We start from the raw sequence: 18619 nt of genomic DNA, 5'->3' as shown, positions 1-18619 counted from the left end.
TAAATTTTCAACAATTGAAACAGGGGAATTGGAGTTTTTCAGAAATTTATGAAAATATAACGAAAAAGCAGACAAGAACATCATGTTCTTGTCTGCTTGGGGTATTCGCCTATTCCTTGTGACACGCTCCACTTCACGTTATGAATGCTGATTCACGTAAGGGGTCACTGCGCCAGCGTTACCTCTTCCGTTGTGTGAAGAGGTCATCCTGACGGTACAGATATATATCCATATGCAGGAATACGCGGTTGAGTTATATTGCGTACTGTTGTTATCCGCCAATCTGGGACATGCGGCGTACCGTCGGCGTGTGCGATTGCATTTTTTGTTCCAAAGCCAGAGCCATCTCATGATTCTTTGGTTTCGTACCCAGCGCTTTGAGGAAAAGTGCCGCCATGGCATGCGGATCATCCACGAAGCGGCGAACATTATACTCATCGGACCAGTAGAGGCAGGCTTTGATATGTCCGTCAGCGGTCAACCGAAGTCGGTTGCAGTTGTCACAGAAGTGATCGCTCACGGGATGAATCAATCCAAATGTGCCTTCGGAGCCCGCAATTTTCATATTGCGTGATGGGCCATTGCCCGCAGGGCCTGTTGTATTTTCTACCGTCCAGCCTGCTTCAGCACATACATCAGTCACGGCTTCCAGCGGCAAATAAGATTTGCGCCATGAATCCGAAGCCTGTCCAATCGGCATATATTCAATAAAACGCACATGAAGAGGTTGATCAATCGTCATAGCAATAAAATCCTTGATCTCATCATCGTTGATACCCTTCATCAGCACAACATTCAGCTTGATCGGAGCAAGGCCAGCAGCTGTTGCAGCTTCAATGCCTTTCAGCACCTTGTTCACATCTCCACCGCGGGTAATCATGGAGAAGCGATCAGCGCGCAGGGAATCCAGACTGATGTTAATCCGGTTTAACCCAGCATCTTTCAACGCCTGAGCTTGTTTGTCCAGTAGAAGAGCATTGGTAGTCAGGGCAATATCGTCAATCCCGTCAATTGCGGAGATCATGCTGACGAGCTTGTGCAGATCCTTCCGTACCAACGGTTCGCCCCCGGTGAGTCGGACTTTGCGCATGCCCATCGGAGCAAGCACCTTCAGCACCTGTGCGATCTCTTCGTAGCTCATAATCTCATCATGTGGAGCAAACTCCATACCCTCTGCGGGCATGCAATACACACAGCGTAAATTACAGCGGTCCGTAACAGAAATACGGATGTAGTCATGTATCCGGCCAAATGAATCCTGAAGCAGTTCCATGCAGACCACCCTTTCATCGGTTCAGATTGGAAATCTTCTATTATAAATGATACGACAATTTCAAAAGGAACAGTTGCATCAAATTTTAGCTATTTCTCCAATCCGCGTCAACGATGACGTCAGATGACAGCATTTTTGGCGGGGTGATTCAGATGGAATTGTCCCACGAGTTGTTGCAGAAAGACCGTAATGGCTTCCACATTATGCGAAGAATGCTGAACCTGCAACATATCACGGATCAGCTCCATCATCTCTGCTTCTACCTCAGCAGATGTCGCCCGATTTTGATGGCTGATTGCAGCAATATTCTCCATCAGCATGACCACTTGATCCACGACTTGTGTGCGTTCAGGTTCTTCAGCGGTAGCATTTTGCAGAAGTTGCGAAGCGGCCTGAACCAGTGTTGTTCCTTCAGCCAGTACCTGATCACCCTCTGTGATTAATTGAGATGCCGCTCCTGCTGCCGTTGAGATTCGGTCCAGAATCTGATGAATATTTTCAGTTGAAGAGCGGGATAACTCGGCTAGCTTGCGGATTTCCCCTGCCACGACCGAGAACCCTTGGCCATGTTCGCCTACGCGTGCGGCTTCAATTGTAGCATTCAGAGCCAGCAGGTTGGTCTGAGCTGAAATTTCATCAATGACAGCCAGTGCACGGTAAATCTCTTTCATGGTATCCATGAAGGACAGGATGGTACGGTTAGTATCGGATACCGCTCCTGAGATTTGGGTCATTTTGTCGCCGATTCGTTCCACTTCCTGCTGGGCCACGCTGATCTGTTCGGTAGCAGAGGTCTCCAGTTGTTGCAGCGTTATGCGCATGTGATCAGCAGCGATCTTGGCCTGGTCAAGATCTTCCAGTTGGGTACGAATGGCCTGAATCATCGAACCAAGCTTGTGGTTCACACGTTCAGTCGTGCCTTGGGTTGTCTCTGTTGAGGTTCGCATCTGATACTGGTTGTCCATAACGTCTACCGTGGCAAGTTGTACCTTCAGCATAATGCCTTCGAGAGAATCAATCATGTTGTTGATCCACTTCGCCAGTTCACCTGATTCATCTTGGGCAAAAGCAGACGTGTTCAGGCGCTGGGTCAGATCACCCCTGCCTTCGGCGTTAATTCGAATAAATCGGCTGATGCGACGCAAGTCTTCATGAACTCGTTGATATTGGCTACGATGCAGCTGTAATGCAGTGAAGAATCCAAATAACACGTTAAAAGCGGCCATTGCTGTCGCGCTCCAACCACTACCAGTGAAGGCATAGACAAGAGCTGCTCCTGCAACGCCTGACAAAAGCGTGAAGAGACTGTGTTGCTTGAACTGGCGCCAGCCGATGCTTCGTATCCGATACACTTCCTCCAGATCCCCTTCACACATCATGCCCCAGCGATCAGGACAGTGTGGCAGCTGGAAGGTGATACCTTTGCCGATCACAGAAATATGGCGATAATCCGAGTAGCCGGGAAAGGCTACAAACAGATTGGAACCATTCTGAATGGTGTTTGCTACTCCGGGGTGTAGTTCTCCGGTCGACGGATCAGTGAACATGAGTTCCAGTTCGGTATGCTCCTTGACGGAAACGATACCCCATTCGGTGGTGACGCCATCTTTGAGATTTTCTCCATGTGTAAAGGTACGGTCTTCGAATCGACTTCGGGATAAGGCGGTGCCGGGTTGCAGATGGGGCCGTAATATCGACTCAGCCATAAAGAGGTAATTGTCACCGGAATCGGGATAGATATGACCTGATTCTCGTTGGATCAGGTCACCGAGTACATCCCCGGGAACACGGCTGCATAATGAACCGACATATCGACCTTCCTGCAGGATTGGGGAGATAAACAGCAAGGTGACATCATCGTGAAAAGCGGACGAGCGTGGACCAATATCCAACGTCAGTGGATCGGAATATGGGCCATACAAACACTTTTTCCCATGAATATCTGCTCGGGAGTACTTCAATCCTGGTCCAATCAAAGCTTCGTAATCTTCATAGATCTGTCCAATATGTTTCTTATATGTAGAGAGTACCACCTGATTCTGTTCGTTCAGCATGAATAGCTCCGTACTGTCTACGGCTCGAATATAACTGGATTGAAACCATGCATCTAGTTTGCTTAGTTGCTGTGAACCTTGTAATACATCCTGTAATTGGACCGACTGTATCTGTTGAAGCAAACGATCCAGGTGATTCCATTGTTCATCTGCCCAGTCCATCATAAGCTGCCGTCTCGTTTCGGCAATCCCCTCAAAAATCTGTTCCACATCTTCCTTTATATGTGCGTTCAACCGATACGATCGCCACAGCGGCAATCCTTTTCTCCATCCCAGCCAATCAAACATCATGACCACCCCGATTTCTGGATTTGAAAGCTTCGTTCTACTGATCCTTGGATAGACCTATATATGTGATTTTCAAAGTGATATGTGACAGAGGAATCCAACCTGCGTGGTGATTAATCCGAATAGTGATACCGCCTTCATCATTCAGGAGCGTTGACTCACGTGGAGGTGGAAGTCCTTGTACGTCTATTCAATCTTTATACAAGAAAATGAGCAAAAATACGAGGGCATATGTCATATTTTCCGAATATTTAATCAATAAATACAAATGATCGTGCGCTTGTTGTTAGGTGAAATGTATGTTAGCTATCTATGAAGAAAACTCACATATATGTATCTGAGAATCCATTTCATTTTACATTGTGTAACATGAACAGGCCCATACTCAAAACACACTGTATAATGTAATCCCCGCCCAAAGCGATATAGTATTATCTAACAAGCAAAACCTGTTACGTTTGTGTATATAAACCTCCCATTCAGCCTTGGTGTGCAATGAAAACAACTTCCCACAAAGGAGAATGCCCATGTCCTCCATATCCTCAGCGACAGTCCCCGAAGCCTGCCATATTGATGTAGATCATGTGTCCGTTGTTTTTGGTACAGGTACACAACAAGTGACTGCCTTGTCGGATGTTACATTCCAGATCCAGTCCAATGAGTTTGTCTCCCTGCTGGGCCCTTCCGGCTGTGGCAAGTCGACCTTGCTCCGGCTGGTAGGTGATTTGCTTCAGCCCACCTCAGGCACCGTACGCATTGCAGGTCAGGAGCCTGAGCGGGCTCGACTACAGCGACAGTTCGGCATTGTCTTTCAGACACCCGCCTTGTTCGATTGGCGCACCGTTCGTCACAATGTGGAATTGCCTTTGGAGCTGCTCGGCACCCGCCGTAAGGAGTGCCGCCGCATTAGCGGTGAACTGCTTGAAATGGTAGGGTTAACCCGCTTCGCAGACCATTATCCATGGCAACTCAGTGGAGGAATGCAGCAACGTGTATCCATTGCACGTGCGCTTGCGCTTGATCCGCCATTGCTGCTCATGGATGAACCCTTTTCCGCCTTGGACGAATTCACCAAAGAAAAACTTCAATTGGAGCTGCTTGAGATCAAGCGCTCAACAGGCAAGACCTTCCTCTTTGTCACACACAGCATCCCCGAAGCCGTATTTCTGTCCGACCGGATCATCGTGCTCTCGGCACATCCGGGGCAAGTACATTCCATTCATTCCGTCAATCTGCCTTCCGAACGTCATAGTGAACTGAGAGAAACGGAAGCCTTCTACCACATGATCACAACCATTCGCAATTGCTTCTACGAGGAGCGTGATGAATCTCATGTCTCTGCGGTTCTTTAAGCCAGGATATCGATCCTGGGTCGTCATCTGGATTATGGCCGTATTGGTACTGTGGGAAGCAGCCGCCTGGATGCTCCAATTGTTCCTGTCACCCCAGCAGGCGGCGTCTCGCCTTCCTTATCTGCATGATGTCCTTGTAGCCTTGTTTCGTTACTCGGGTACGCTGGCAGAGCAGGGGGCTGTCACGTTTGGCAATGCCGCCATTGGTTTTGCAGGGGGAACGTTGCTTGGTCTGGGTCTGGCTCTACTCATGAGTGGGGCTATCTGGCTGGAGCGCACGTTATCGCCATATGTTGTCTCCTCACAGATGGTTCCGGTTATTGGTCTCGCACCAATCGTGTACGGCATCATTCACAACGCGGAGTGGGCGCGGATTGTTATGGCGGCGTATGTTACTTTCTTCCCGATCATCATCCATACATTAAAAGGATTGAAAAGTGCAGCACCAGAGCATCTGGAACTTATGCGTTCCTGTGGAGCTTCACTGACTGCACGATATATCAAATGTCTGCTACCCTCAGCACTGCCGGGACTATTTTCTGGTATGAAAATAGCCGCTCCGCTGGCGGTGACCTCCTCCATCGTTGTGGAATTGATGGGCGCCCCCGACGGGCTCGGCGTCCTGATGGTCAGTTCGTTATATTACGGCCATGCCCAAGTTGGCATGTTCTGGGCCACCATCATGCTTAGCATTGGCATTGGCCTGATCTCGTATCTGGCCATCAGTCTGGCTGAACGTTGGCTAACCCCTTGGCAGCCTGAATTCAGGGCCAAAGGAGGCGATGCCACATGAGTGAAGGTAGAGTTTTGCAACGGAAGCGTGATGAAGGTGTGGCTATTGCTACTGTAACTGGCGCGGCTACGCCCCTCTCTGGTTCACAGATGACGACTGTTCCAGGTTCGGAAATTCATGGACAACAGGGACAAGCCGAAAAGGTCAGATCAGGCCCTGGCGTTCGCGGACGATCGGTTGCACTGAGTATGCTTCCTTGGGGTGCGGGTGGGTTGTTTCTCACCCTCTGGCAGCTCAGGTTGTTTCATTGGATATTCTCGCTGGAAAGCTACCAACTGCCCGTGCCTTCCGCGATTGCGGTATCCATTCAGGAAAATGCCAATATGCTCTTTCGATATGCGATGTACAGCGGAACCGAAATGCTGGGTGGCTTCCTGCTCGGCTCCCTGTTGGGTGCTCTGGCGGCAGCGGGCGCATCATTCTTCCCAACAAGCGGTAGGGCGGCGGTTACGGTTTTGTCTGCACTGAACGCCGTTCCGATCGTGGCTCTTGCCCCGATTATGAACAATTGGTTCGGAGACGGGATCTGGTCGCGTATTGCAGTCGTCACGGTGATTACGATGGCAGCGATGGCTGTTAGCCTGTTCAAAGGACTGACTTCCATTCAGCCGCAGTACAGTGATCTGCTGAGTGGCCTTGCCGCGAGCAGGATGCAGTTTTTTTGGAAGCTGAGACTGCCTCATGCCCTGCCTTCCCTCTTTGCCGGTCTGAAGATCAACATGTCGACCAGTATTATCGGGGCCATTGTGGGTGAATTTTTCATCGCCTCCCAAGGGCTGGGGTACTTGCTCTCGGATCAGATTCGACTGGCGAACATGCCTTTGGCCTGGTCCTGCATTGTCATCGCAGCCGCGCTCGGCATTGTGTTGTATGAAGCAGTTGTCCTGGCAGAAAAACGACTCATTCCGTGGAATCGTGCACGCACAGATCACTAACATACATCAGGGTATCAACCATCCATAGATCGTAATACCTGATAGAGGTTGTTCAAAAAGTCCACGGTACTGAAAAGCAGACTTTTTGAACACGGACTGATGCTTGATAAATCGTATATAAACAGGGGGTTGTTCTGTACATGTACAAAACGTTGAAGCCGGGTTTGCTGGTATTGGTCCTGTTGGTTGTTACGATGTTGGGCGCATGTTCTACGAAGTCCGAGCCGGCGGCTGAGCCTGTTGCTGCGAGTTCAGGAGGGGCGGGCGAAGCAGATCAACCCTTAACCAAAGTGAAAATTCAACTGAAATGGGTGCCGCAGGCGCAATTTGCCGGGATTTATGCAGCGAAGGAGAAAGGTTTTTTTGCAGATGAAGGCATTGATGCCGAGATTATTCCAGGTGGGCCGGATATCGTGATTGAGCAGCAGGTAGTCAATGGTGCGGCCGATGTGGGGATCACGGGTGTAGACAGTTTGCTGGTCAGCCGGGATAACGGTCTGCCGCTTGTCTCGCTTGCCCAGATCTCACAGAAGAGCAGTTATCGCTTGATTGCCAAGAAGTCCCTAGGTATTACTGATCCCGCTGAGATGAAAGGTAAGAAGGTCAGTACCTGGTTTGGCAGTCAGCAGTTTCAGGTGCTCGCGTTCATGGAGAAGAATGGCCTGGATCCGAAGAAGGATATTGAACTGGTGAAGCAGGGGTTCACGATGGATCAGTTTTTCAACGATCAGGTAGATGTGGCGACGGCAACGATCTATAACGAATATCACGTGGTGCTGGAAAGTGGAATGAAAGAATCCGATCTGGATGTGTTCAACATTGAAGATGCCGGTGTTGGCATGCTGGAGGACACTCTGATTGCCAAAAAGGATTGGGTAGACAGCAACCGTGAGCTTGCGGTCAAAGTGACCCGTGCCATTTTGAAAGGCTGGAACTACGCCATTGATCAACAGGATGAGACGGTGGATATCGTGATGAGTAATGTGACGGATGGCAGTACGACTCGTGAGCATCAGGTCACGATGCTGGAAGAGATTGCGAAGCTGATTCGCCCGGAAGGATTTACGGAGCAGCAGGTCGGTAGCTTTGTGGATGAGTCATTTACCCGGACTGCGGATATTGCACTGAATTATGGTTTGATCAAAAAAGCGGCCAACCTGGATGAAGCGCTGGAGAAAAGCATCTATGAAGAAGCGGTGAAATAAGCGTGGACGAACATTTACACGAGAACGAAGAGTGCAGAACCAATCTGAGGAAGCGAAGCGTGCGCCTTTATCCCCGGATTTTTCCTTAAGGAAAAATGAATCTAGAAAATCTGGGGATAACAGCGATCGGAAGATGGTACTGCAATCGGAGTGGGCATGTGTAAAGCATATTGGATCAGCTTATAGAAGGAGGATGACGAATGAGTTCTGTAGATCAGCAGCCTCAGCCGCTTGGCAGTACGAAGGAAGAATGGCTGGAGAAGGATCGCAAATACGTATGGCATCACATCTCGCCTCATAACGATCATCCGATGATTGCAGTGAGTGGGGAGGGCAGTTGGATCACCGATCAGGATGGTACGCGTTATCTGGATGCGATGTCTGGACTGTGGTGTGTGAATGTGGGGCACGGCCGTGAGGAGATTGCGCGGAATGCCTACGAACAGATGAAAGCACTCGCTTATGTACCGATGACGCAGAGTCACGAACCGGCAATTTTGCTGGCGGAGAAGCTGAATGAATGGCTTGAGGGGGAGTATCGAATATTCTTCTCCAACTCAGGTTCAGATGCGAATGAGGTGGCTTTCAAAATAGCCCGTCAGTATCACCATCAGAATGGTGAACCTACTCGTCACAAATTCATCTCCCGTCACCGTGCCTATCACGGTAACTCCATGGGCGCGCTGGGCGCCACTGGGCAAGCTGCCCGCAAGATCAAATACGAGCCACTCGGCGTAGGTTTCTCTCATGTTCCACCACCGTATTGTTACCGCTGTCCGTTTGGACGAAAAAAGGATGGATGCGGACTCGAATGTGCAACCATCTATGAAGAGGTGATTCGTTGGGAAGGTCCTGAGACGGTTGCCGCAGTAATTATGGAGCCGGTGATCACAGGGGGCGGCATGATTGTACCCCCACCGGATTATATGCGTACCGTGCAAGAGATCTGTCAGCGCTATGGCGTGCTGCTCATTGTAGATGAGGTAATCTGCGGTTTTGGCCGATCTGGGCAGAAGTTTGGTCATCAGAACTATGGCGTACAGCCAGATATTGTGACGATGGCAAAAGGCATGACCAGTGCGTATTCGCCGCTATCAGCAACGGCGGTGCGAGCCGATCTGTACGACACGTTCCGGGAACCCGGACCGGATGCCCACTTTCGCCATGTGAATACATTTGGCGGGAATCCGGTATCCTGCCGGGTGGCACTGGCGAATCTGGAGATTCTGGAACGAGAGAATCTGGTCAGCCGGGCGGAAGAACTGGGATACCTGCTTCGTGAGAAGCTGGAACCTTTGCTGGAGCTGTCCATTGTGGGGGATATCCGTTCATTCGGATTCGCCTTTGGCATTGAATTGATTGAAGCAGATGGTTCTCCTGCGGAGGCGGATAAAGTAATGAAGGTACTCGCCAGCTGTAAAAGGGACGGCATTCTGATTGGCAAGAACGGCGATACCGTGCCGGGGTTTGCAAACATTTTGACGATCTCCCCACCTTTTGTCACCACCGAGGATGAGTTGGATCTGATCGCTGGAAGTTTGCTCGTTGCACTCCGTAGTCTGGACGCAGGTTAGTTGCCATACACAGGTACGACAGACGTTTACGGTTTAGCAAACGAGCTGGAAATTTTCATATCATTACGCGATAAATAAGCGCAAGGAGGCGAGGGAGGATGCAGACCACAACAGGCAAAGTCATTAATCAGCTTCGGCTGAATGAGCGAATTGAGCAGTTGTCACAGATTGGCCGAATCGCGGAGACGGGTGTCTGCCGACTTGCCCTGACCCCGGAAGATATGGATGGCATCATACAGGTTCGTCTCTGGATGGAAAAGGCCGGTCTGACGACTCGACTTGATGCCTTCGGCAATCTGATTGGTCGTCTCGAAGGTGCGGATCAGGCGCTGCCGATCCTCATGATTGGTTCCCATATCGACTCTCAGCCTTACGGCGGTCGATATGATGGAGCAATTGGTGTGCTCGGTGCACTCGAAGCGGTCCAATGCCTGATCGAAAATGGCATTCAGCCCCGTATGCCGATTGAGGTGATTGCCTTTTGCGATGAAGAGGGTTCCCGTTTTAACAAAGGCCTGTTTGGCTCACGTGGCATAACCGGTAACTTGGAAGAGGGTGAACTGGAGCGGCAGGATAAAAACGGAGTGACCCGCCGGGAGGCGCTGGAAGCCTTCGGCTGTTCTCCTTCGGATTTTGAAGAAGCGATCTATCCGCCAGGTTCAATAGGCAGTTATCTGGAGCTGCACATTGAGCAGGGGCCGGTGCTGGAAGCGATGAATGCACCAGTAGGTCTGGTGACGGGCATCTCGGGTCCGTTGTGGCTTACGGTGACGATGAAAGGCATGGCGGGTCATGCCGGCTCCGTTCCGATGGGGATGAGGCATGATGCTTTGGTAGGCAGCGCCAAAGTCATTGCGGCTTTTGACGATATGGTGAGAGAAGACCCGGAAGCTCCAACCGTAGGTACGGTGGGTAGTCTGAGGGTGTTTCCAGACTCGCGTAACATCATCCCGGAGGAAGTCAGCTTCACCGTTGATTTGCGAGATATGGAGATGGAGCGCAGGAACCAGCTTGAAGCCCGATTGATGAACATTTTGGATGATGTGAGTTTCCGATATGGTCTAACCTACTCGCTGACAGAGGATACGAATAGTGAGCCGCGGTATTGTGCAGAGCCAATCAAGTCGGTGATTCGTTCATCTGCGGAAGAGATCGGGGTTACTTTGCCAGAACTGATGAGTGGTCCGTTCCATGATGCATTGGCCCTTTCGCTTGTGTGTGATTATGGCATGATCTTTGTCCGCAGCAAAGACGGCATCAGTCATCATCCCAGCGAATATTCCTCCCCGGAGGATATTGGACTCGGAACGGAAGTATTGTATCGCACCATTCGGAGGATGTGCAGTGGAATGAACCAACCAATCATTTTACCCGAGGAGGCGTTGTGACGTTATGGGCAAAATCAGCATCGGATTAATCCAGGCTTCTCATGAGATTGAAGGTTCGGCTCCCGTTGAAGTGCACAAAGAAGCTGCGGTTCAGAAGCACATTGCGCTGGTCCGTGAAGCTGCTGCAAGAGGCGCCAAGATCATCGGGTTGCAGGAAGTATTCTATGGCCCGTACTTTTGCACAGAGCAGAATCCCAAATGGTATGCATCCGCTGAACCGGTGCCGGAAGGGCCAACGACCAGACGTTTTCAGGAACTGGCGAAGGAGCTTGCGGTGGTGATTATTTTACCTGTGTATGAGGTGGAGGGCATTGCTTCGTATTACAATACGGCAGCCGTCATTGATGCGGATGGTTCATATCTGGGCAAATATCGCAAACATCATATTCCGCATGTGGAGGCGGGTGAGGGCACAAATGGGTTCTGGGAAAAGTATTATTTCAAACCAGGTAACCTCGGGTTTCCGGTATTTGATACGGCCTACGCCAGAGTCGGCGTGTACATCTGTTATGATCGTCATTTTCCGGAAGGGGCACGATTGCTTGGACTGGCGGGGGCTGAAATAGTGTTCAATCCGTCCGCTACGGTTGCGGGTACATCGGAATATCTGTGGAAACTGGAACAGCCTGCTCACGCGGTAGCTAACGGCTATTATGTTGCAGCTATTAACCGGGTTGGCGTGGAAGCGCCGTGGAATATGGGTGAATTTTATGGACAGTCGTACTTGGTGGACCCGCGAGGCAGAATGGTAGCGATCGGCAGCAGAGATCAGGATGAGGTTGTTATTGGCGAGATGGATACGGAGATGATTCGTGAGGTGCGTAATGTGTGGCAGTTCTACCGCGATCGCAGGCCGGAAACGTACGAACATCTGGTTAGTCTGTAAAAGTAGCTGGAAGCTGCGCGGATCAAACTTCAGGAGGTGCATGACATTGATGAACAGCTCAGGAACAACGTTATCCGATTATGGATGGGAGAGTCGGTTTGCCGAGATGAAACCCGCCATGACAGGCAAGGAAGCGATGGAGGAATCAAACCGCTGTCTGTACTGTTACGATGCACCTTGTATCAAAGCCTGTCCAACCGACATCAACATTCCTTCTTTTATTAGCAAAATATCAACAGGGCACCTGAAAGGTTCGGCCCGCACCATCATGGATGCGAATCCGGTTGGAGCCAGCTGCGCACGTGTCTGTCCCACAGGGGAATTGTGTGAAGGTGCATGTGTGCTAAACGAATCGTCAAAGCCGATTCGGATTGGTGACTTGCAGCGTTATGCCACCGACTGGGCGCGGGCGAAGAATGAGACGTTATTCCAGGCAGCCCCTGCTAATGGGAGAACCGTTGCTGTTGTGGGAGCGGGGCCAGCCGGACTGTCGGCGGCACGTGAACTGGGGCGTGCAGGTTACGAGGTGACGATCTACGAGGCCAAACCCAAAGGCGGCGGGCTGAATACGTACGGCATCGTATCCTTCCGTTTGCCCGAATCGGTTGCGCTATGGGAAGTGGAGCAGGTGGAGGCGCTTGGTGTACAGATCCGTTATGGGGTGCGCATTGGTGTAGATATGCCCGCTACGCAGTTGCTTGAGCAGCATGAAGCGGTCATTCTGGCCTGTGGCATGGGTGCTGTACCTATGCTGGGCATTGAAGGGGAGACATTGGAAGGTGTCTACGATGCGATTGAACTGGTGGAGTCTACCAAGCAGGGTGTTCCACCCGCGCTGAATGGTCTGAAGGTCGCCGTTATTGGCGCGGGTAATACGGCGGTAGATGCAGCAACCTGTTCGGTACGTCTTGGTGCCGAGCGGGTGCAGATGTTATATCGGCGTGGGGAAAGCCAGATGACGGCGTATGCGTTTGAATATACTTTTGCCAAGCAGGAGGGTGTGGAGTTCCGCTGGTTTACCATGCCGCAGCGTATCATTGGAGACGAGAACGGTCGGGTTCAGGCTGTGGAATGCGTGAAAATGGAGTTGATTACTCCGCCTGGTGGTGGGCGTGCGTTGCCCGTGCCTGTGGAGGGATCGGAGTTCATGATTGAATGTGATACGGTCATCCGGGCGATTGGACAGCATCGTTTATTACCATTAATCGAAACATTTGGGCTTCGTCACCACTGGGGTGTCGTTGAGATCGAGCCGCATACGTACCGTACCTCACACCCTCAGATCTATGCGGCAGGAGATGTTATTTTTGGTCAGGGCCAGGGTGAGGCGATGGTTGTCTCGGCTGCACAGCAAGGTAAGCTGGCTGCCGCCGCAGTCATGAAGGCATTGCCTGGACAGGTGGAAGAGACTGCGTGAGCAGCGAGGAAGACAAGGGGAAGTGGAGAGTACAAGGAAAGCGTGGAAGGAGAGGCGTAAGGGACTGCTAGAGTGTTGAAGGTGTAGATCCGAGCGAGAGGTCTGGTGTGGTGTCCCTGACACGCTAACGAACCCTACACACCTTATAGTGGCAATTATGGAGGATTGGAAAATCTAACGAATCTCACACGTCTTATTTTGATAAAAATCGTTGAAATGAAGCCGAAATGAGCTGATACAGCAAAATAAGGCTGCTACGATTCGTAAGATTTTGAATTCACCGCATAGGGACGGAATAAGAGGTCTACGGTTCGTTAGAATTTAGGTGTTATCCAGAAACACCATTACTACGCAGAGATCCTGAGCATGACCAAATATTCCAGTGTAACTATATAAGTTGAACTAATCATTTACACGATAACGGAGAGGACAGAAAAAACCTGAAAAAGCAAAGCGTTCGCCTTTATCCCCGGATTTTCCCTTTCGGAAAAGGGAATCAAAAAAATCTGGGGATAACAGCGATTGGAAGGTTATTCTGTCATCGTAGTGTCAGTGTAAATAATCTTTAGTTCAACTTATATAGTAAGTTCAAACAACACCAAGGAGGGATCGTTATGGCTGACTTATCCATTAATCTGGCAGGTATTCGATCACCCAATCCATTCTGGCTGGCTTCTGCACCACCGACCAATACGGGGTATCAGGTTCAGCGTGCGTTCGAGGCGGGCTGGGGTGGCGCGGTGTGGAAGACGCTGGGTGAGCCAATTATCAATACATCCTCCCGTTTCGCTGCGGTCCATTTTGGTGGGCAACGGGTGGCGGGGTTTAACAATATAGAATTGATATCGGACCGTCCGCTGGAAGTAAATCTGCGGGAGATTGCCGAGACCAAGAAACGATTCCCGGATCGCGCGGTTGTCGCTTCACTGATGGTGGAACCTACGCGGGAGAAGTGGCATGAGATTGTGAAAAAGGTGGAAGCCGTCGGCGTCGATGGCCTAGAGCTGAACTTTGGCTGCCCGCATGGCATGGCCGAACGAGGTATGGGAGCTGCCTCTGGTCAGCAGCCGGACCTGGTTGAACTCCAGACGATGTGGGTGAAGGAAGTGGCGACTACACCGGTGATTGTGAAGCTCACGCCAAATATCACGGATATTACGGCGACAGCCCGGGCAGCTGTACGAGGTGGCGCGGATGCGATCTCCCTGATCAATACGATTAACTCCCTGGCAGGTGTGGATCTGGATTCGTGGAACACCGTGCCCCATGTGAGCGGCAAAGGAGCGCATGGTGGATACTGTGGCCCAGCGGTGAAGCCAATTGCACTGAATATGGTTGCCGAGTGTGCGCGTAATCCGGAGGTGGGTGTGCCGATCTCGGGTATTGGTGGAATCTCGGACTGGCGGGATACCGCAGAGTTTCTGCTCATGGGTGCTACAGGGGTTCAGATATGTACCGCAGCGATGCATCATGGATTCCGTATTGTGGAGGACATGATTGATGGGCTGAACGATTATTTGGACGAAAAGGGTCTGAGCAGCGTTGCAGAACTGGTAGGTCAGACGGTTCCGCGTTACTCGGATTGGGGCAATCTCGATCTGAACTACAAAGTGGTCGCCCGCATCAACCGCGATGTCTGCATCAATTGCAACAAATGCCATATTGCTTGTGAGGACACCTCGCATCAGTGTATTGATATGTTGACCGACCCGTCCGGCTCCTATCTGGAAGTGGTCGAAGAGGACTGTGTTGGCTGTAATCTGTGTTCGATTGTTTGCCCGGTGGATGGGGCGATTGATATGGTTGAACTTGTGCCAGAGCAGGAACCTGTAACCTGGAATGAACGTCAGTCTGCGATTGCGATGCTGCAATCCGTTAGAGATCAGTCAACCAAGGAGGCGATATCATGAGTACCCGCAAATTGATTCGTAATGGTGTGTTGGTCACAGCGTCGGATACCTTTGAAGCAGATATTTTGATCGAAAAGGGTAAAATCACACAGATTGGCATCGGACTGGTGCCAGACGAACGAATGGAGGTTGTAGATGCAGCGGGCTGTTACGTCATTCCGGGCGGGATCGACCCGCATACGCATCTGGATATGCCCTTCGGTGGGACGGTAACGGCGGATGATTTTGCGACGGGAACGGTAGCAGCAGCCTTTGGCGGTACAACCGCGATCATTGATTTCTGTCTGACACAAAAAGGCCGTCCATTAATCGAATCCCTCCAGGAGTGGCATGCCAAAGCCGAGGGTAAAGCCGCCATCGACTACGGTTTCCATCTCATGATTGGCGAGATGAATGATCAGGTGCTGGAAGAGCTGCCGCAGATCATTGAAGAAGAGGGTGTGTCATCCTTCAAGGTGTTCATGGCGTATAAAAACCAGTTTCAGGCGGATGACGGGATTCTCTTCCAGACGTTGCAAAAGGCAAAAGAGTACGGCGCACTCGTCATGGTTCATGCCGAGAACGGGGATGTCATTGACCTGCTGGTTCGACAGGCGCTCGCCGAAGGGCGCACGGAACCAATTCATCATGCCTTAACACGCCCATCCATGCTGGAGGGAGAAGCGACAGGCCGGGCGGCCCGTCTGGCTGCACTTGCGGATTCACAGTTGTATGTGGTGCACGTGACCTGTGCGGAAGCAGTGGAGCAGATCGCGCGTATGCGTGAAATGGGATACCGAATCTGGGGGGAGACCTGTCCTCAGTATTTGACGTTGGATCAGTCGATCATGGATCAGCCGGACTTTGAGGGTGCAAAGTATGTTTGGTCACCACCACTCCGGGAAGTAGCGCATCAGGAAGTACTGTGGAATGCATTGAAAAGTGGTCAGCTGCAGACGATTGGCTCCGATCATTGCTCGTTTAATTTCAAAGGGCAGAAGGACTTGGGCAAGGATGATTTTAGCAAAATTCCGAACGGAGGGCCGGTCATCGAAGATCGCCTAAGCATTCTGTATTCGGAAGGTGTAGTCAAGGGGCGGATCACGCTCAATCAGTGGGTCGATCTATGTTCGACAAGAGCGAGCAAGTTATTTGGATTATTCCCGCAGAAAGGGACTCTGGCTGTAGGGACAGATGCGGATATCGTTATTTTTGACCCATCAGTAAACAGGGTGATCTCGGCAGATACGCATCATATGAACGTGGATTACAGTGCATTTGAAGGTATGCAGGTACAGGGATGTCCGATGACGGTGTTGTGCCGCGGGGAGTATGTCATTCGAGATCGGCAGTATGCCGGAACAGCAGGGGCAGGCCAATATGTGAAGCGCAACAAGTATGATGCAGGCGCACCTATACCGATGAAACAGCCTGTGACGGCAGTGAATGGAGGGAGAAGCTGATGTCGGATCATGATGTGTTTGAGGCCGAGAGGATCGCCATAGAGCGAATGGTTGCACAGGGTTATCGGATCTATGCGGTACGGGAACATCTGGAGGGTGCTCACGTCATATGGGGGCACCCGGATCTTCCCGAAGAGAAACAAGAGCAATACGTGGGCACGGCGTCTGGACGGAAGTGGTTCAGTCACATCCTGATTCGCCAGCTTCAGGAACAACGGGGAGCGTAGACCATGCTGAAGCTTTTCATGCGATCGGGCCGTGTACGTACTCATAGGCATAGAGTGCAAGTTCGATCGCTACCCGCTTCTCTGGGAGGATATAGTCTTCTCCCAAAAGGACTTCGATTTTGTCCAACCGGTGATACAGCGTCTGTCTGACGATATATAGAGCGGTGGCCGTCTCTTGCTTGGAGCAGCACAGGACCAAATATTGCTTGAGGGTCCGCAGCAACTGACCTCCTTTCTCGACATCGTAACGAATGAGCGGCCCCAGGTATTCTTCGATAAAATCATCTAGATTACCACTCTGCTTCATACTGGCAATGATGCGATAACAATGAAGATTACTGTAAAAGGGCTGCTGCATCTCGCCGATGTCCTTCTGGATTCGCAGTGTCTCCTTCGCGGATTCCAGACTATCCTTGAGACGGGAGAGGTCTGTGCAGTTATGACCGATACCGATCAGGCCTGAGAAGAGGCAGTGGGTCTGTTCCTGTTCGTGCTGCTGCAGCTGTTCGATGCAGCGCCAGAGACTGCTTTTGCGCTGAGATCCAGGTAGTGGGTCGAGAATGATAAGAATGATCTGGTGATTTAGAACGGTGCTGTAGAGGGTGAAATTCTCCCGAGCGAACACGGAACGGGCTACGATGTTACGTTGGATCAATAATTTCTGAAGTCTGAGGCTGTCTGTGTATGCAGGGTTACTGTCGAATAAGATAATCGTGGCTTTGCTCGTTGCGAGAAGGGGATTAACGGTGGATACATATTCATGGATTTCCTTCGTGGAGTGATGTCCGTTAAGCCAGTCAATGACCCACATATCTTCTTTGTAGCGACGTTTCTCTTCCATGTATTTGGTTCGCATCCAGTCCTGGGCAATCGCGGCCGCGCAACGTTCCAGTGCCTGAATGATGAATTCATCTGAGGGTTTGATCGGTATATTTGAATCGTGATCCGGCAGTTTTTGGTGCATGAGTACAAGATCCGCAAAGGTGTAGTCTAACGCCCGAACAGGCATGCTGAACGCATGTAATGTGTTATCCGACAGCCGCATTAAATTCGGAATATCCTCTCCCGCCAAATGTCCCCGCTGCAAAAACCAATCCTGCCGACGAGTCTCCAGCTGCTCTGGAGGGCAGTAGGGAGCGGCACTTGCTTCCCCTTCAAGTGGATATAACGCCACGGCACATCCGGTTGTTCGTGACAATAATCGAAGCAGAGGTTGTACACCATCTCCATTCAGAAGAAGTTGGTTAAATGAGGTGGTGAGACTATCGAGTTCGGCAATCATCCGCTGATGACTGCGAATCAGGGTGAAATGCAGATCTTGCGTAATATCAATATAACGGACTTGTTCGTGGAACCAGATCAACGGGAAATCCGCTGCGACTGCAATTTCCTTCATGGCACCAAGCTGCGACTTGGTGTGATTCCCCAGTTCCATGCAGAGACCGGCAGCCCCACGTGCAATTAACTGACGCAGAAAAGACAGACCTTGCTGCTCACCTTCCTGCCAGCCAATGCCTGTCGTCAGCACCAATTCCCCGCCATTGAGCAAGTCCCCTACTTCAGGAACCTCCATGATATGAACCCAGCGAACATACCGCTCCAGTGCGCGTTCACTAGCAAGGACTTCTGCCTTGCGAAACACGGGACGTTTTAACATGTCTCTGACTTGAATATGAAGCGTTGTCTCCCCCACACAACCACCATCCTTCCCCAATCACATGTGATCTATCTGGAGTCTGGAATCCGTCAACTTGCATAATTAATCCATATTATAAGTCGATTTACAGACGATGAGCTGAAATCTGACGTTCATTTGTTTCAAATGACAATCGAGACTATTCTTTTTGTGATTTTGATTAAAATGAAGGGTTTCTA

At 50.8% G+C, this 18619-nt stretch carries 14 protein-coding genes; 11 read left to right on the top strand and 3 right to left on the bottom strand.

Going from position 1 to position 18619, the window contains the following annotated elements:
• Positions 1–271: 271 nt before the first annotated feature.
• Both moaA and BS614_RS00460 read right to left on the bottom strand, forming a co-directional pair.
• Positions 272–1273 (bottom strand): GTP 3',8-cyclase MoaA, encoded by a 1002-nt coding sequence (moaA, locus tag BS614_RS00465; protein WP_074092558.1) that lies wholly within the window; start codon positions 1271–1273, stop codon positions 272–274.
• 119 nt (positions 1274–1392) lie between these two features.
• Positions 1393–3618, bottom strand: coding sequence for a methyl-accepting chemotaxis protein (locus BS614_RS00460; protein ID WP_342351883.1), 2226 nt, complete (start codon positions 3616–3618; stop codon positions 1393–1395).
• 524 nt (positions 3619–4142) lie between these two features.
• Here BS614_RS00460 and BS614_RS00455 point away from each other — a divergent pair.
• From BS614_RS00455 to BS614_RS00405, 11 genes are all read left to right on the top strand, one after another.
• Positions 4143–4967 carry an ABC transporter ATP-binding protein gene (locus BS614_RS00455; protein WP_074092556.1) on the top strand — a complete coding sequence of 275 codons (825 nt, stop codon included), beginning with the start codon at positions 4143–4145 and terminating at the stop codon, positions 4965–4967.
• Positions 4948–5760 carry an ABC transporter permease gene (locus tag BS614_RS00450; protein WP_074092555.1) on the top strand — a complete coding sequence of 271 codons (813 nt, stop codon included), beginning with the start codon at positions 4948–4950 and terminating at the stop codon, positions 5758–5760. The genes BS614_RS00455 and BS614_RS00450 overlap by 20 nt, the downstream gene beginning before the upstream one ends.
• Complete coding sequence (locus BS614_RS00445; RefSeq protein WP_244898240.1) at positions 5757–6695, top strand: ABC transporter permease; 939 nt, start codon at positions 5757–5759, stop codon at positions 6693–6695. The genes BS614_RS00450 and BS614_RS00445 overlap by 4 nt, the downstream gene beginning before the upstream one ends.
• 140 nt (positions 6696–6835) lie before the next feature.
• Complete coding sequence (locus tag BS614_RS00440) at positions 6836–7900, top strand: ABC transporter substrate-binding protein (protein ID WP_074092554.1); 1065 nt, start codon at positions 6836–6838, stop codon at positions 7898–7900.
• Between the two features lie 200 nt (positions 7901–8100).
• Entirely contained in the window at positions 8101–9474 is a 1374-nt protein-coding gene (locus BS614_RS00435; RefSeq protein WP_074092553.1) for an aspartate aminotransferase family protein, read from the top strand.
• Between the two features lie 98 nt (positions 9475–9572).
• The gene (locus BS614_RS00430; protein WP_074092552.1) at positions 9573–10862 is read left to right on the top strand and encodes a M20 family metallo-hydrolase; all 1290 of its coding nucleotides are present in this window, start codon (positions 9573–9575) and stop codon (positions 10860–10862) included.
• Between the two features lie 4 nt (positions 10863–10866).
• Positions 10867–11748: a nitrilase-related carbon-nitrogen hydrolase gene (locus BS614_RS00425; protein WP_074092551.1), complete on the top strand. Its 882-nt coding sequence runs from the start codon at positions 10867–10869 to the stop codon at positions 11746–11748.
• A gap of 49 nt (positions 11749–11797) precedes the next feature.
• Complete coding sequence (locus tag BS614_RS00420; protein ID WP_074092550.1) at positions 11798–13165, top strand: NAD(P)-dependent oxidoreductase; 1368 nt, start codon at positions 11798–11800, stop codon at positions 13163–13165.
• Between the two features lie 614 nt (positions 13166–13779).
• Entirely contained in the window at positions 13780–15075 is a 1296-nt protein-coding gene (gene preA / locus BS614_RS00415) for an NAD-dependent dihydropyrimidine dehydrogenase subunit PreA (RefSeq protein WP_074092549.1), read from the top strand.
• Positions 15072–16517 carry a dihydropyrimidinase gene (gene hydA / locus BS614_RS00410; protein WP_074092548.1) on the top strand — a complete coding sequence of 482 codons (1446 nt, stop codon included), beginning with the start codon at positions 15072–15074 and terminating at the stop codon, positions 16515–16517. Before preA ends, hydA begins: the two co-directional genes overlap by 4 nt.
• Positions 16517–16744: a hypothetical protein gene (locus BS614_RS00405; RefSeq protein WP_062836929.1), complete on the top strand. Its 228-nt coding sequence runs from the start codon at positions 16517–16519 to the stop codon at positions 16742–16744. The genes hydA and BS614_RS00405 overlap by 1 nt, the downstream gene beginning before the upstream one ends.
• Before the next feature lie 16 nt (positions 16745–16760).
• On the opposite strand, the gene BS614_RS00400 is transcribed toward BS614_RS00405, so the two are convergent.
• Positions 16761–18437, bottom strand: a complete 1677-nt coding sequence (locus BS614_RS00400) for a PucR family transcriptional regulator (protein ID WP_244898238.1) — start codon at positions 18435–18437, stop codon at positions 16761–16763.
• Between the last annotated feature and the right edge of the window lie 182 nt (positions 18438–18619).

It is taken from the genome of Paenibacillus xylanexedens (assembly GCF_001908275.1).
GTDB classification, from domain to species: Bacteria; Bacillota; Bacilli; order Paenibacillales; family Paenibacillaceae; genus Paenibacillus; species Paenibacillus xylanexedens_A.
The sequence above is the reverse complement of the archived record's forward strand: the minus strand, read 5'-3'. Positions and strand labels throughout refer to the sequence as shown.

What these genes read in the sequence shown, in the direction of transcription:
- BS614_RS00405 (WP_062836929.1), top strand. Translation starts at nt 16,517, where the DNA reads ATGTCGGATCATGATGTGTTTGAGGCCGAGAGGATCGCCATAGAGCGA.
- preA (WP_074092549.1), top strand. Translation starts at nt 13,780, where the DNA reads ATGGCTGACTTATCCATTAATCTGGCAGGTATTCGATCACCCAATCCA.
- BS614_RS00460 (WP_342351883.1), bottom strand. Translation starts at nt 3,618, where the DNA reads ATGATGTTTGATTGGCTGGGATGGAGAAAAGGATTGCCGCTGTGGCGA.
- BS614_RS00440 (WP_074092554.1), top strand. Translation starts at nt 6,836, where the DNA reads ATGTACAAAACGTTGAAGCCGGGTTTGCTGGTATTGGTCCTGTTGGTT.
- BS614_RS00430 (WP_074092552.1), top strand. Translation starts at nt 9,573, where the DNA reads ATGCAGACCACAACAGGCAAAGTCATTAATCAGCTTCGGCTGAATGAG.
- BS614_RS00420 (WP_074092550.1), top strand. Translation starts at nt 11,798, where the DNA reads ATGAACAGCTCAGGAACAACGTTATCCGATTATGGATGGGAGAGTCGG.
- hydA (WP_074092548.1), top strand. Translation starts at nt 15,072, where the DNA reads ATGAGTACCCGCAAATTGATTCGTAATGGTGTGTTGGTCACAGCGTCG.
- BS614_RS00435 (WP_074092553.1), top strand. Translation starts at nt 8,101, where the DNA reads ATGAGTTCTGTAGATCAGCAGCCTCAGCCGCTTGGCAGTACGAAGGAA.
- BS614_RS00450 (WP_074092555.1), top strand. Translation starts at nt 4,948, where the DNA reads ATGTCTCTGCGGTTCTTTAAGCCAGGATATCGATCCTGGGTCGTCATC.
- BS614_RS00425 (WP_074092551.1), top strand. Translation starts at nt 10,867, where the DNA reads ATGGGCAAAATCAGCATCGGATTAATCCAGGCTTCTCATGAGATTGAA.
- BS614_RS00455 (WP_074092556.1), top strand. Translation starts at nt 4,143, where the DNA reads ATGTCCTCCATATCCTCAGCGACAGTCCCCGAAGCCTGCCATATTGAT.
- moaA (WP_074092558.1), bottom strand. Translation starts at nt 1,273, where the DNA reads ATGGAACTGCTTCAGGATTCATTTGGCCGGATACATGACTACATCCGT.
- BS614_RS00445 (WP_244898240.1), top strand. Translation starts at nt 5,757, where the DNA reads ATGAGTGAAGGTAGAGTTTTGCAACGGAAGCGTGATGAAGGTGTGGCT.